This window comes from Natronoarchaeum sp. GCM10025321, from assembly GCF_042663585.1.
In the GTDB taxonomy this organism is placed as follows: domain Archaea; phylum Halobacteriota; class Halobacteria; order Halobacteriales; family Natronoarchaeaceae; genus Natranaeroarchaeum.
In genome coordinates this window covers 1,567,125-1,581,539 of the sequence record NZ_JBHTAN010000006.1, presented here as the reverse complement: position 1 = coordinate 1,581,539, position 14,415 = coordinate 1,567,125, and the positions used below count along the sequence as shown (strand labels likewise).

Sequence of the window (14,415 nt, the reverse complement as noted above, 5' to 3'; positions counted from 1 at the left end):
AAAAGTACTGTTGTCGGCGTCGGTCAGGCGTCTGTCTGCCACTTCCGGATCCGATCCGCGCTGACGCCGTCTATCTCGCTGGCCACGTCGTCGGGCTCGGCACCGGTCAGGTCGTCGATGCTTTCGATGCCCGCTGAAGCAAGCTTCTCTGCGGTCTTCGTTCCGAGCCCATCGAGCGCCTCCAGATCGCTTCCGGACTTGCTCTCACGGGCCTGATACTCGCGGTAGTTACAGATCGGACAGCCGAGTTCCCACGGTTCGTCGTCGTCGTTGTGGACGTGCAGTTCTGGCAGGTCGTGTTCGTCACAGTACTCGTCGGTGACTTCGATCTCGCCACGCCGTGGCAGGGGAAGCGAGTAGTCGCAGTCGGGATAGCGGTTACAGCCGACGAGTCTGGAACCGTTCCGGAGCTGTTTGATGACCAGTTCGCCGTCGTGTTCGTCGGAACACTCGGGACAGTCACCGATGACCGGCCCTTCACCCGCCTCGTCGGCCTTGCACTGCGGGCAACCGTGGACGAACGTACTCCGCCCGGCGAGCATCTTGACGTGGTTCAGACCGTGTTCCTCGCAGACGTCGTCGAGGATGAGCGGCTTGCCCGTACTCGGCAGCGGGAGCGTGTACTCACAGTCTGGATAGCTGTCACAGCCGACAAAGGAGGAGCCGCCGCGACTCCGGCGAAGCAGGAGGTCTTCGCCACACTCGGGACAGGGGCCCAGCCGTTTGTCGGCTTTGAGCGACTCCTGGAGATGGTCGCCGATCTCTTCCCGGGAGTCGGTGAGATCCTCGAAGACGCGTTCGAGCATCTCGCGCGATTCGGCAGTCACGTCGTCGATCGTCGCCTCACCCTCCGCGATGGCGGTCATATCGGCTTCGAGTTCGCTCGTCATCTCCTCGCTGACGACGCGGTCGGCGTACTCTTCGGCGGCTTCGACGACTGCCATCGCCAACTGTGTCGGCCGCGGCGGGTCGTTCTCGATATAGCCACGGTCGTACAGTTTCTCGATCGTGTGGTGGCGGGTCGACTTGGTCCCGATACCGAGTTGCTGCATGGTCTCGATGAGCCGGGACTGGCCGTAGCGTCGTGGCGGTTGGGTCTCCTTTTCCTCGATACGGCTATCGACGATTTCTAGCTGTTCGCCCTCGTCGAGGTCGGGAACGTAGTTCTCGCTCGTGCTGAGGTACGGGTAGACGTCGTGATAGCCCGCTTCGAGCAGGCGTTTCCCGTTGGCCTTGAACGTCACCGCCTCGGTGTCGTGGGGGAGGGAGACATCGATCTGGCCCTCGAGTTCGGAGACGACTTTGAGGTGTTCCCACGTTGCGGCCTCGGCGAGGGTGGCGAAGAAACGCCGAACGACGAGTTCGTAGATCTCCCACTCGTCGTCGGAGAGGTCGCTCTTTTTCGGGAGTTCGTCGGTCGGATGGATCGGTGGGTGGTCAGTCGTCTCCTCGTCTCCCTCAGTCGGTTCGATGGCATCTAGCTCCAGCAGCGATTCGGCACCCTCGCCGAACGTGTGGTGGCCGACGAACGAATCCAGTAGCGCCTCGGGATCGAGGTCGTCCGGATACACCGTGTTGTCCGTCCGGGGGTAGGTCATATAGCCCGCCGTGTAGAGGTCTTCGGCGATGCTCATGGCCCGTTGTGCGGAGTAGCCCAGCGACCCGGCCGCACTGATGAACTGGGTCGTGTCGAACGGTGCGGGCGGCGTGTCAGTGCGGGTCCGCCGCGAGACGCTGTCGACCGAGACGCTCCCGTCGTCGACGGCGATCCGATCGTAGATCGCTTCGGCGACCGGCCCGTCCCAGACGCGTTCGGCCTCGTTGCCGTCCTCGTCGCGGTAGAAGTACTGGGCCTCGAACGTGGAGCCATCCTTTTCCAGATCGGCGAAGATCTCCCAGTACGATTCGGGATCGAACGCCTGAATCTCGCGCTCGCGGTCGACGATCAGTTTCAGCGTCGGCGACTGGACCCGACCGACCGAGATGAAGTCCTGGCCGAGTTGGCGCGCCGACAGCGAGAGAAAGCGTGTGAGCGCCGCCCCCCACATCAGGTCGATGACCTGTCTGGCCTCGCCCGCGGCTGCCAGATCGAAGTCGAGTTCTTCCGGCTCTGCGAAGGCGTTCTGCACCTCGTTTTCCGTGATCGACGAGAACCGAACGCGGTCGATCGGCACCGACTCGTTGACCTCGCGGACGAGTTCGTAGGCCTCCTTGCCGATCAGTTCGCCCTCGCGGTCGTAGTCAGTCGCAATCGTCACGCGGTCGGCCCGGCGTGCGAGCGAGCGAAGCGAGGCGACGATCGATTCCTGTGTCGGCCGTTTCTCGACGTCGGCGTCGATCAGTTCGACCGGTTCGACGTCGCGCCAGTCGCTATACTCCTCGGGGAAGTCGACGCCGACGACGTGGCCGGAGAGCCCGACACATCGTTTCCCGCCCCACTCGTAGACGTTGACGCCGTTCTGTCGCGAAGACGACGCAGTGCCGCCGCTGAGAATATCAGCGATCCGACGCGCTGCGTTGTTCTTCTCTGTGATTATCAGTTCCAAGTAAACCACCTCCGACACCTGGGTGCCGGTCGTTGTCAGGAATAGGACAACGCTGCTGGTAAAGCTTTCGGGGTGAAGAATCGCAGTACTCCGTCGGGGTCGATGGCTCGGCGACTACTCTTCGTCGAGCAGATGAACGATTCCGCTCCCCTCGACGAGAACGGTAAATCCGGCGTAGTTAAACGAGACGCGGAGGTCGGAATCGGAACTGCTCATACAGAGCTGATTGAGTGCCTCCGGATCGACCGCCTCGTACAGTGGCGGCAGTTCGAGCGGATCACGGCCGTCGGTTTCGGCGACGATCGAAATGATCGCCTCAGCGGTGGAACCGGTCGCATCGGGTTCGAAAATCGCCTTCGGGCCATCAGCGGCGAGCGATGTGCCGTCGAGTGCCGGTTCGGAACGGTCTGTAGAGAACTCGTGAAAACTCTGTTTGTCCATACGTACTCTGCAAGACGCACAAACTTGAATCATCCCCCTAGTTATCAGCGCTCGACATGTCGGTGACGGTGAACTTCTCCCGCTGCGGACGCTTATAACGGGCCATAGAGCGCCTCAAACGCCCGATCTGTCCCCAATGGTTATCTGTCCAACTCTTCGCGTAGTAGCTGATTGACCGTCCCGGGATCGGCGCTTCCGCCAGTCGCTCCCATCACCTGTCCGACGAGGAAGTTCAGCGCGTCGTCCTGACCGTCGTAGTAGTCCGCGACGGCGTCGGGATTCTCCTCAATCGCGGCCGAGACCGCTTTCGCGACCGCGTCGTCCCCCGTCTTTTCGAGGCCCTCCCGCTCGACGATCCTATCCGGATCGTCGCCGTCGTCGAGCATCGACCGCAGCACGATCTCTTCGGCGTTCTTGGACGTGATCTCGTCCTCGTCGACGAGTTCGATCAGTCGGGTAAACTCGTCGAGTCGAGCCTCGATATCCGTGACGGCCATGTCCCGGTAGTGGAGTTCGCCGAGCAGGTTGTCGGCGACCCAGGTCGCCGCCAGATCGGGGTCGAACTCCTTGGCGACGTGCTCGTAGAAGTCCGCGACCTGTTTCGTCGAGGTGAGTTTGCTCGCGGCTTCTTCACCGAGGCCGTACTCCTCGCGGAAGCGCTCCCGCCGGGCCGCGGGCAGTTCGGGAATGTCGATCTGCTCTTTCCAGTCCGACACTCGCAGCGGTGGGAGGTCCGCCTCCTCGAAGTAACGGTAGTCTTTCTCCTCCTCTTTGGATCGCATCGAGACGGTGATCCCCTTGGACTCGTCCCAGTGGCGGGTCTCCTGCTCGACGCCGCGCCCGCGCTGGATCGCGTTGCGCTGGCGAGTGACCTCGTAGGCCAGCGCTTTCTCCGCGCCCTTGTGACTGGAGATGTTCTTGACCTCCGTGCGGTTGGCCGCCGCGAGCGCCTCGTCGCTGATCTCGCCGTCGGTGTCCCGTTCGTCGGCTTCGATCAGCGAGATGTTGGCGTCCACGCGGAGACTGCCGTCGCGCGTACTGTCGAAGACAGCGAGATACTCCAGCACTTCCTCCATCTTCGCGAGGAACGCGCGAACCTCGTCAGGGCTGCGGAAGTCCGGGCGCGTGACGATTTCGAGCAACGGGACGCCGGCGCGGTTGTAGTTGACCAGTGTGTAGTCGGCCGTGTCGATAGAGCCGCCGACGTGCTGGAGGCTGCCGGGGTCCTCTTCGAGGTGGGCGCGCTCGATGCCGATAGCGCGGCGGTCGCCCTCGACGGTGACCTCCAACTCCCCGCCCTGACAGATCGGTTCGTCGTACTGGGTGATCTGGAAGTTCTTGGGCAGGTCGGGGTAGAAGTAGTTTTTCCGGTGAAAGCGCGTCTCCTCGGGGATCTCGGAGTCGAGCGCCTTACCCACCTTGACGGCGGCCTCGACGGCCCCCTCGTTCAGCACCGGCAACGCGCCGGGCAGCCCCAGACAGACGGGACAGGTGTTCGTGTTCGGCCCGCTGTCGTCGGCGTCGGTCGAACAGCCACAGAAGATCTTCGTCTCGGTTTCTAGCTGGACGTGGACCTCGAGACCGATTACGACGGTGAGGTCGGCGTCCTGCTGGGTCGCCTGCGCAGTCATTGCGAGTCGGTTCGGGGCCCGACTGCTAAAGGCTAACGACACCGAAACGGCTCGACGCGCCGATTGCTCACTCCGCGTCGCCGCTATCGCGGTCGGCCAGATCGATCACGTTCTCCCGTCCGATGCGGAGTTTCTCGACGGTGCCCTCGTCGGCCATCGACGACAGGACGCGGGACGTCTTCGAGTCGGACCACTCCAGTTGGGCGGCGATCGCCGACTGTTTCAGCCGCCTGTCGTTGTCGGCGAGCAACGTCCGAACGCGATCCTCGTCGGTTACTGGTATCGTCGTGGCGGCGACGCTCGCGGACAACTCACCAGTCGCGCTCGCTTCGGACCCGGGACTGGTGTCCGGCGGCGAATCCGCTGTCTGGCCCTCGTCGGGCGATGACGGCGAATCCTCGGCCTGAGCCCTTTCGAACCGCTCGAGGACGGCCCTCACGCTACCTCGTTGCCGATACAGCAGGACGAGAGCAGCGACGAATACGACGCCGACGAACACGATGACCCCGGCGTCGCCGAGACCGTCGGAACTCGTGCCCTGCGGGGTGGTTCCGTCGTCCGTCGGCGTCAGTCGAACCGATGGGGTCCTGTCGGCGAAGTCCTCGCGTCCGCGCCACACCAGTTCATCCCCGTCGACCTCCTCGGGGGAGGGCTCGACAGCGGTGTGCTCGTATCCGGCCGGAGGTTCGAAGATCAGTGCGTCGTCGGTGTCGAGGTAGAACCCACCGGCGAAGACGTCGCCGACGAGGACGTCACCGTCATCACGCTGTGCGAAGCCGTCCCAGCGAAACGAGTAGGTGACGACGCCCCAGCGACGTGGGAACTCCTGTATACTCGTCCTGGCGTCGAACTCGGTCGTCGTCATCTCTCGGCCGGTCGTCGCCGCGGCGTTCTCGACCACACCGCTCATCCGGTCGCCGAACTCCTCGATCCGTGCGTCCCGGTCGTCACGGAACTGCGTCTGGAACTCCTTGTACTCCTGTACTCGCTGCTCGGTGTCGAGGCGCGTCCGTACCGAGAGCTCCCAGGTCGCCGAGCCGTTCTCGTGGACGGCGATCCTGGTCACCGTGCTATCAGCCGCTGGCTGCGCCGCGGCGACCTCTGTCGGTGACTCCTCCTGTGTGACCGATAGCGTGCCCGCCCCGATATCTGCTGTGGACGCGCTCATGGCGGGCGCCGCGCCAACTGGGACGATGATCCCCGACATGGAGAGGAGGATCACGATAATCGCGACGAAAACCCGGTCTGGGAGGTGGTTCACGGATAGCGCCTACTCGCTGTTCGGCAGTCATAAATCGTTCGGGCGAGCAGCGACCGACCGTCGCAAACCGCCGCAAAAACGGCTGCAAACGGCTGCAATGATCTGCAAACGTCCGAAAGCGAGTAGGAACTGCCGCAACTATATCACCATCTTATCATGTTAGGGGTCTTGGCAGTAACTGATGACGAAGCTACGAACTACGACAGTGGTCGCGGTCACGCTACTGCTGTGCGTGGGGATGGTGGCCCCCGTAACAGCGGTCGGCGGCGCGACGAATGCACAAGCGATACAGGAAGAATCGACCGACGAGACGGCGGACCGGACGAACGCGAGCGTCGGCGGACAGCTGAGTACCGTCGTGGCCGCGACGAACGGCGAGGTTCAAACGGAGTTCGAAAACGTCGCCTTCGAGATCGAGTACGAGAGCGGGGACGAGACCGAACGCGTCACCAGCGTCGCCGAGCGGACGGAGACGTTGCGTGACCGTGCGGCCACGATCCGCTCGGAGTACGAGACCGCGACCGAGGCCTACCGGAGTGGCGAGATAACCCGCGAGCGCTACGCCCAGCGGATCGCTGTGCTCAACGGGCAGGCAAGCAACGTCCAAGCCGCTCTCGACCGCGTCGAAGAGCGCGCCACCGAGGTCGACGAGGTTGATCTGGCCGCTGAGGGGACTACCCAGAGCCAGTTCGACGAAGCCAGAGCCGACGTCAGAGCCGTCACAGGCTCGGGCGCGACGGCCCTGTTCCAGCAGTTCACTGGCGAACAGAGCGGCGAGTTCTCGGTCGAGGTCGAGAACGGCCTCGAAATCGAGGTCGAGAACGAGGACGGCGACCGCTCGCGCGAGTTCGAGCGGCCGCGAACCGGTGACGGCTCGATACAGGTGAGCCAATCCGAGGCGCTCGACACCGCACGCGGCCTGCTGAATGAGACCGACGGTACGTGGCGGCTCGTCGACACCGAGATCGATACCGACGACGGCGTCTACGAGTTCGAGTTCGAGCTTCGCGGCAGCCAGAGCGGCGAGAGCGGCGAGGCCGAGGTCTCGATCGACGCCTCGAACGGCGAGGCGTTCGAGTTCGAGGAGGAGATCGAACGAGCGGACGAGGATGCGGATGACGCCGACGATGCGGACGACGCTGAGGAAGACGACGAGGAAGTCGAAGTGAGCCTACTCGTCGCAGAGGGTACGCCCGCGGTCGGCGAGCAGATCACGCTGTTGGTGCTCGTCGACGGCGAACCCGCCCCTGACGTCGATGTCGAGGGCGAGGATGGGGTCGTCGGCACGACCGGTGCCGACGGCACACTCGTTGTCACTGTCTACGAGGACTCGGAGTTCGAGGTCGAACAGGGCGACGCGGACGCCAAAATCGAGTTCGATCTGAGCGGCAACGATGACGACGAGGCTGAGGAGGGGACACTCGATGTCAGTCTGACGAGCAACGATGACGGAACGGCGACGCTGACTGCCACGTACAACGATCAGCCGGTCAGTGACGCGACGGTCGAACTCGACGACCAGCAAGTCGGAACGACCGACGCCGACGGAAAAGTCACCGTCCAGCTCCCCGCAGACGGGGAGTTCGGCCTCGAAGTCGAGCGCGGTGAACTAGAGTTCGAGAACGAGTACGCACTCGTCGACGGGACGCTCACCGTCGTCGACGACGAGGGCGAAGACGCCGAAGACGAAGACGCCGAAGACGCCGAAGACGAAGCAGACGAGGCAGAGGAAGCGGACGACGAAGACGGGGAAGAATCCGATGACGACGATGAGGACGACGAAGAAGATGATGAAGAAGATGACGAGGAAGAGACTGACGACGACGATGACGAAGAGTAACGCTCCGGCTCCGGGATCGGACACAGAGTGTGGCCGATGGACCGGTAGCACAATCGGGCAACAATGAGGAAGGGAAGCGACTCTACCCGGCGGCCGGTCTGGGTACTGGCACTCTGTGTCGCTGTCGCTGTAGCGACGGTCGGTGCGACGGTCGCCCCAGTCGGCGCGCAATCGGCGGCCGATGACGGTGCCGAGAGTACGTTCGTCGTCGATGTCGAGGAGTCCGGTGATGCGGAGCTGCGACTCGTCACCGAGTTCGATCTGACGACCGACGCCGAGCAGGCGGCGTTCGAGGAACTGCAGTCGGACACAGGGCGTCAGCAGGAGCTACTTGACGAGTACGAGACCCGGATGGACCGGATCGCGACCCGCGCCGACGCCGACGTCGACCGGAAGATGGCAGTGAGCGATCCGCGCAGCAGCGTCGAGACGAACGACGAGGGGACACGCGGCGTCGTCACGCTAGCCGTTCGTTGGTCGGCCCTCGCGGAGGCCGACGGCGACGAGCTAACGCTCGAAGAGCCGTTCGCGAGCGGCTACCAGTCCGACGGTACCTTCACAGTCGTTCCGCCGAAAGGCTACGGGATCGACAGTACGACGCCCGGGCCGGATGCAGTCGATGGCACCACCCTGCGCTGGGACGCCGGGACCGACCTCTCGGCGTTTTCGGTCGTGTTGACGCCCGACACAAGCGGAGCGGAGTCCGGCGCGACCGCCGGTTCGACCCCGGACTCCAACTCCCTGCCGGGCTTCGGATTCGCCACGGCGCTCACGACGCTCGGTCTGCTCGCGCTGTACTCCGTTCGTCGGGAGTAGCTGACGGCTCCGTTACGCTGTTTCGGTTTCCACAACCTATTTGCGCCCCGCCCTGATGGGTTTCGCTATGAGCGACTCGAATCCGACCGATATCCCGTTCGGACTGTCCCCGACACAGCTCCAGTCGCTCGGACTGGTACTGTTCGGTATCGGCTTCTTCTCGCTGATACTGTACTTCGCCGAGGACGTCACGTTGAACAACGCCCTGTGGATCGTCCTGTTCGTGTTCACTGGCGGGATCATGATCGGGTATGGCTCGGCGAAACACAACCCGGACGGCTGGTAGCGCACGCGAACTACGTATTCCCATCAACGAACTGTCCATTGTCTGACGCGGATTTATGAGGCCGGGGCGTTCGTGTCATTAATATGTCGAACGAGCGTGTAGAGGAACTCGAAGCAACGGTGTCGGAGCTGGAATCGACGATCCGCGGGCTCACCGAGGAGCTAGTGGAGACCAAAGAGCGCATCCGGATGCTGGAGAACGAACTCGACCCCGAACCCGCGAGCACTGTGGGGTCGCCGGACCGGGACGACGATGGGGTCAAGCCCGAGTCCGAAGCCGCGCCGGAGGAAGTCAAAGAAGCCGCAGCCGAAGCCGATAAGGGGGATCAGGACGACGCTGAGGACGAACCGGACGACTCCGGGCTGGGCGACGACATCATCGTCGCCTGAGCCGGGCCGTCACGTCCGCGTCATACATCATGCATATACAAGAGCTCGTACTAGACAACTTCAAGAGCTTCGGCCGGAAGACGCGGATCCCGTTCTATCAGGACTTCACGACCGTTAGCGGCCCGAACGGTAGCGGTAAGTCGAACATCATCGATGCCGTACTGTTCGCGCTCGGACTGGCTCGGGCCCGGGGCATCCGCGCGAAGAAACTGACCGACCTCATCTACAACCCCGGTTACGAGGACGGCGAGGCCGCGGCCGGACCCAAGGAAGCCAGTGTCGAGGTCGTGCTGGACAACTCCGACGGAACGCTGGTCCGGAACCAGGTCGTCAACGCGGCGGGATCCGAAGACGTCGGCGACATCGAGGAGATCACGATCCGCCGGCGCGTCAAGGAGACCGAAGACAACTACTACTCCTACTACTATCTGAACGGTCGATCGGTCAACCTCTCGGACATTCAGGACCTGCTCGCACAGGCCGGCGTCACGCCGGAGGGGTACAACGTCGTCATGCAGGGCGACGTGACCGAGATCATCAACATGACACCCCACCAGCGCCGGGAGATCATCGACGAGATAGCGGGTGTCGCGGAGTTCGACGCGAAGAAGGAGGACGCCTTCGAGGAACTCGAAGCCGTCGAGGATCAGATCGACGAGATACAGCTCCGAATCGACGAGAAGGAAACCCGGCTCGACCAGCTTAGCGAGGAACGGGAGACCGCCCTCGAATACCAGTCCCTCCGCGACGAAAAAGAGGAGTACGAGGGGTATCTCAAGGCCGCGGAGCTGGAGGACAAACGCGCGGATCTGGCGGGCGTCGAGAGCAAAATCGAGGACCTCGAGGCCGAACTCGAAACGCTCCAGCGCGAACTCGACGAGCGGCAGGGCCGCGTCGTCAGGCTAGAAGAGGATCTGGACGATCTGGACGCCGAGATCCAGCGCAAAGGCGAGGACGAGCAGCTAGAGATCAAAAGCGAGATCGAGGGGCTCAAAGGCGACATCGCCCGGTTAGAGGACAAGATCGAAGCGACCGAAGAGAAACGCGAGGACGCGGAGAACAGTCGTCGCGAGGCCTTCGTCCAGATCGATCGTAAACAGGAAGAGATCGACGAACTCGAGGGGAAGATCCGTGAAACCAAGGTCACGAAATCCTCGATCGCCGCCGATATTCAGGCCAAAGAGTCGGAACTGGCCGAGGTCGAAGACGAAATCGACGCGATCGACACCGAGTTCGACGAACTGAAAGAGGAACTCGCGGAGCGAAAGAAAGCCCGCGAGTCGATCAAAGAAGACCGCAACGAACTCCAGCGCGAGAAGGATCGCCTGCTCGACGAGGCACGCCGGCGCTCGAACGAGATCACCGAACTCGAAGGCGAACTCGACGACGCCGAAGAACGGATCCCGGAGCTAGAAGCCGAGATCGCCGATCTGGAGGACGAACTGCGGAAGGCGACGGCCAACCGCTCGAACATCCAGGAGGTCGTCGACGACCTGCGACGGGAGAAACGCTCGACGCAGGAAGAGCTCTCGGAGATCGAAGACGAGATCCAGGCCAAACAGCAGGAGTACGCCGAACTCGAAGCCCGTGCCGACGAGAGCGGCGACTCCTCGTACGGCCGCGCCGTCTCGACGATTCTCAACGGCGACCTCGACGGGGTTCACGGCACGGTCGGCCAACTCGGCGGCGTCGCCAAAGAGTACACGACGGCGTGTGAAACTGCGGCAGGCGGTCGGCTGGCGAACGTCGTCGTCGACGACGACGGCATCGGCCAGCAGTGTATCGACTATCTCAAATCGCGCAACGCGGGGCGGGCGACGTTCCTCCCGATGACGGAGATGCACAGTCGAAGTCTGCCCTCGAAACCGTCGGATCCGGGCGTCGTCGACTTCGCGTACAATCTCGTCGACTTCGATTCGGACTACTCGGGCATCTTCTCGTACGTGCTCGGTGATACGCTGGTCGTCGAGGACATCGAGACTGCCCGGGAGTATATGGGCGACTACCGGATGGTGACGCTATCGGGCGAACTGGTCGAAAAGAGCGGCGCGATGACCGGTGGCTCGACGAGCGGTTCGCGGTACTCGTTCACAAAGAGCGGCAAAGGACAGCTAGAGCGGGTCGCAGAGGAGATCAATCGACTGCAGGACGAGCGTGCCTCGCTCAAAGAGGACGTCCAGTCAGTCGAAGAGCGCCTCGACGATGCCCGGGATCGACAGACGAAAGCGGCCGATCAGGTCCGCTCGATCGAGACGAAGATCGAATCGACCGAGGCCGAAATCGAGGAGACGCGGGCCGAAATCGAGCGCAAGGAAGACCGTCTCGACGAACTCCGCGGCGAGCGGGAGTCCGTCGACGAGCGGATGACCGAGATCGAAAGCGGGATCGACGAGCAGGAGACCGAACTGGCCGAGATCGAGGCCGACATCGACGACCTGGAGACCGAGCTAGCGGATTCGCGGATCCCGGAACTGACCGCCGAGATCGAGGCGATCGAAGCCGACATCGACGACCTGGAGGATCAGCGAGACGACCTCGACGCCGACCTCAACGAGTACCAGCTAGAGAAAGGGTACACCGAAGACGCCATCGAGGAGCTTCAGGAGACCGTCGAGACGGCACAGAACCGCAAAGCCGAGTGCCAAGAGGACATCGCCGAGTACGAGGAGCGCATCGAGGACAAAGAGAGCGCGCTCGAAGCGAAGCGTCAGGAGGTCCTCGAACTCGAGGACGAACTCGCCGACCTCAAAGACGAACGCGAAGACCTCAAAGACGAACTCCGGGAAGCGAAGTCGGCGCGCGACGAGCGGGCCGACGACGTGACCCGCGTCGAGAGCAAGCTTTCGGAGAAACGCGAGGCCGCAGAACGCCTCGACTGGGAGATCGACGAACTCGAAGCGGCGGTCGGCGAGTACGACCCCGAGGATATCCCCGACCACGACGAAGTGACCGAGACTGTGGACCGACTCGAAGCCGAGATGGAGGCGCTGGAGCCAGTCAACATGCTGGCCATCGAGGAGTACGACGACGTGGAGGCCGCACTCGACGAACTACAGGATGGCAGGGAGACGCTGGTCGAGGAACGCGACGGGATCGAAGAGCGCATCGACTCCTACGAAGCCCAGAAGAAGGCGACCTTTATGGACGCCTACGAGGCAATCGACCGGGAGTTCCAGGACATCTTCAGTCGGCTCTCGAACGGCACCGGCACCCTCCATCTGGAGGACGAGACTGATCCGTTCGACGGCGGGATGACGATGAAGGCCGAACCGGCCGACAAGCCGATCCAGCGCCTCGACTCGATGTCGGGGGGCGAGAAGTCCCTGACCGCACTCGCCTTTATCTTCGCCATCCAGCGGTTCAACCCCGCACCGTTCTACGCGCTCGACGAAGTCGACGCCTTCCTCGACGCCGCGAACGCCGAGCGGGTCGGCGAGTTGGTCGACGAACTCGCAGGTGACGCGCAGTTTATCGTCGTCTCGCACCGCTCGGCCATGCTCGACCGCTCCGAACGCGCCATCGGTGTCACGATGCAGGACGACAACGTCAGCGCGGTCACCGGAATCCAACTCGGCGAGCTAGATGGTGACACCGAGGTGAGTGCGGATGACTGAGGAGGACATCCCGCTGGACATCACCGGTCACGACTCGGGGGCGGGCGAGTCCGGTCCGCCGGAGGCGCTGACTGGCGACGAGAGTGACGAGGAGGTCGAACCGGTCGAACTGCTCGTCGGGATGGCAGAGGACGGCGAGATAGATCCGTGGGATATCGACATCGTCGCGGTCACCGACAAGTATCTCGACCGACTCGACCAAGCGGATCTGCGAACCTCGGGCCGGGCGCTCTTTTACGCGAGCGTACTACTCCGGATGAAGGGCGACCGACTGCTGGACGGCCCGCAGGAAGACGACCCAGAGCCCGAGCCCTGGGAGACGGCGTTCGAGGAAGCCCCCGCCGAGGAGTCCGGCGCGGTCGACCCGGTCGCGGGACTGGAAGCCGAGATGGAGCGTCGACTCGACCGGAAGAGCGCGCGTGGTAACCCCGAGACGCTGGACGAACTGGTTCGAGAACTCCGGGAAGCCGAGCGGGATTCGTGGTGGAAAGAGTCCCGCGAGTACGACACCAGCGGTTCCCCACAGGGGTTCCAGCGCGGTACCCAGACGCTCGATTACCACTCCGGCGACGACTTCCGCGCCGACGAGGAGCCGACGGAGGCCGACGTGACAAGCAACACCCACGGCGAGGACATCGAGACGGTCATCGAGGACGTCCACGGCGTCCTGCGCGAGCAGTACGAGGCGGGCCGTGCCGAGGTGCTCTACGCCGAGATTGCGACGGCTGGCGGGAGCCGCGTGATGACGTATCTCTCACTACTGTTCCTGGCGAACCGCGGACACGTCCGACTACAGCAGGACGAACTCTTCGGGGATCTGTGGGTGAGAGATCCGAACGCGGCGCGGGGAAGCGAAGAAGCGGTGGCGGACTGAGACTCAGGCCAGTCGCCAGCGGTCCTCCCCCCCGTCAGCCGTTCCGGCGTGTTCGATCTCGTCCCGGCGCTCCATCTCGGTGAGGACCTCGTCGAGGCGTCCGGGCTGGGCGATCTCCATTTCGATCCGATCCACCCCGTGGTACGCAGCGAGGTAGTGGCGTAGTGCATCCTCGTCGAAGGTCTCCTGATCGGCTTTCTCCATGACGCCAGTGAGCAGATCGATCATGTCCTCGATGAAGTTCCACGGGTAGACGACCCACGCCCATTCTTCGAGTTGCTCGCCGACGAAGTCCGGCTGGAACTCGCTGGTGCCCAGTAGCTGAAGCGTCGCCGTGCGGACCTCGCCGGGGTTGCGCTCGGTGACGTACTCCTCGGCGCGCATGATCGAGCCGCCGGTGTCGGCGATGTCGTCGATGATCAACACGTCCTTGCCCTCGACACTGCCCTCGGGCATCGGATAGCGGACCTGCGGCTCGTCGGCTTTCTCTCCGGTGCCGACGTAATGTTCCATCTTCAGACTGGCGAGGTCGTCAAGCCCGAGGAAGTCACAGAGACATCGGCCGGCGAACCAGCCACCGCGGGCCAGCGCGACAACCACGTCCGGTTCGAACTCCGCGGCCTTGATGTCCTCGCTGACCTCGCGACAGAGGCTGTAGATGTACTCCCAGTCCGTTATCGTGCAGTTGAACTCGTCCGGAAGATCGGACATCGGTAT

The 14,415-nt window shown here is 63.3% G+C and carries 11 protein-coding genes; 6 read left to right on the top strand and 5 right to left on the bottom strand.

Features of this window, described 5'->3' with window-relative positions; genetic code table 11:
* Positions 1 to 23: 23 nt before the first annotated feature.
* The 4 genes from ACFQL3_RS10795 to ACFQL3_RS10780 form a co-directional block, all read right to left on the bottom strand.
* Positions 24 to 2,546 (bottom strand): DNA topoisomerase I, encoded by a 2,523-nt coding sequence (locus ACFQL3_RS10795; RefSeq protein WP_377054115.1) that lies wholly within the window; start codon positions 2,544 to 2,546, stop codon positions 24 to 26.
* 114 nt (positions 2,547 to 2,660) lie between these two features.
* The gene (locus ACFQL3_RS10790; protein ID WP_377054113.1) at positions 2,661 to 2,987 is read right to left on the bottom strand and encodes a HalOD1 output domain-containing protein; all 327 of its coding nucleotides are present in this window, start codon (positions 2,985 to 2,987) and stop codon (positions 2,661 to 2,663) included.
* A 140-nt stretch (positions 2,988 to 3,127) separates the two neighbouring features.
* Positions 3,128 to 4,618 (bottom strand): Asp-tRNA(Asn)/Glu-tRNA(Gln) amidotransferase subunit GatB, encoded by a 1,491-nt coding sequence (gene gatB, locus ACFQL3_RS10785; protein ID WP_377054111.1) that lies wholly within the window; start codon positions 4,616 to 4,618, stop codon positions 3,128 to 3,130.
* A gap of 67 nt (positions 4,619 to 4,685) precedes the next feature.
* Positions 4,686 to 5,879 carry a DUF7345 domain-containing protein gene (locus ACFQL3_RS10780; RefSeq protein WP_377054109.1) on the bottom strand — a complete coding sequence of 398 codons (1,194 nt, stop codon included), beginning with the start codon at positions 5,877 to 5,879 and terminating at the stop codon, positions 4,686 to 4,688.
* A gap of 181 nt (positions 5,880 to 6,060) precedes the next feature.
* Here ACFQL3_RS10780 and ACFQL3_RS10775 point away from each other — a divergent pair, with 181 nt between their 5' ends.
* The 6 genes from ACFQL3_RS10775 (at position 6,061) to ACFQL3_RS10750 (ending at position 13,698) form a co-directional block, all read left to right on the top strand.
* The gene (locus ACFQL3_RS10775) at positions 6,061 to 7,719 is read left to right on the top strand and encodes a PepSY domain-containing protein (RefSeq protein WP_377054107.1); all 1,659 of its coding nucleotides are present in this window, start codon (positions 6,061 to 6,063) and stop codon (positions 7,717 to 7,719) included.
* 63 nt (positions 7,720 to 7,782) lie between these two features.
* On the top strand, positions 7,783 to 8,535 hold the full coding sequence (locus tag ACFQL3_RS10770) for a DUF7345 domain-containing protein (RefSeq protein WP_377054105.1): 753 nt from the start codon (positions 7,783 to 7,785) through the stop codon (positions 8,533 to 8,535).
* Between the two features lie 67 nt (positions 8,536 to 8,602).
* Positions 8,603 to 8,821 carry a hypothetical protein gene (locus tag ACFQL3_RS10765; RefSeq protein ID WP_377054103.1) on the top strand — a complete coding sequence of 73 codons (219 nt, stop codon included), beginning with the start codon at positions 8,603 to 8,605 and terminating at the stop codon, positions 8,819 to 8,821.
* 83 nt (positions 8,822 to 8,904) lie between these two features.
* The gene (locus ACFQL3_RS10760; protein WP_377054101.1) at positions 8,905 to 9,210 is read left to right on the top strand and encodes a DUF7518 family protein; all 306 of its coding nucleotides are present in this window, start codon (positions 8,905 to 8,907) and stop codon (positions 9,208 to 9,210) included.
* Between the two features lie 29 nt (positions 9,211 to 9,239).
* Positions 9,240 to 12,824 (top strand): chromosome segregation protein SMC, encoded by a 3,585-nt coding sequence (gene smc, locus ACFQL3_RS10755; RefSeq protein WP_377054099.1) that lies wholly within the window; start codon positions 9,240 to 9,242, stop codon positions 12,822 to 12,824.
* A complete protein-coding gene (locus tag ACFQL3_RS10750) occupies positions 12,817 to 13,698 on the top strand; it encodes a segregation/condensation protein A (protein ID WP_377054097.1) in 882 nt (293 codons plus the stop codon). The genes smc and ACFQL3_RS10750 overlap by 8 nt, the downstream gene beginning before the upstream one ends.
* A 3-nt stretch (positions 13,699 to 13,701) precedes the next feature.
* On the opposite strand, the gene ACFQL3_RS10745 is transcribed toward ACFQL3_RS10750, so the two are convergent.
* Positions 13,702 to 14,409 carry a phosphoribosyltransferase gene (locus tag ACFQL3_RS10745; RefSeq protein ID WP_377054095.1) on the bottom strand — a complete coding sequence of 236 codons (708 nt, stop codon included), beginning with the start codon at positions 14,407 to 14,409 and terminating at the stop codon, positions 13,702 to 13,704.
* Between the last annotated feature and the right edge of the window lie 6 nt (positions 14,410 to 14,415).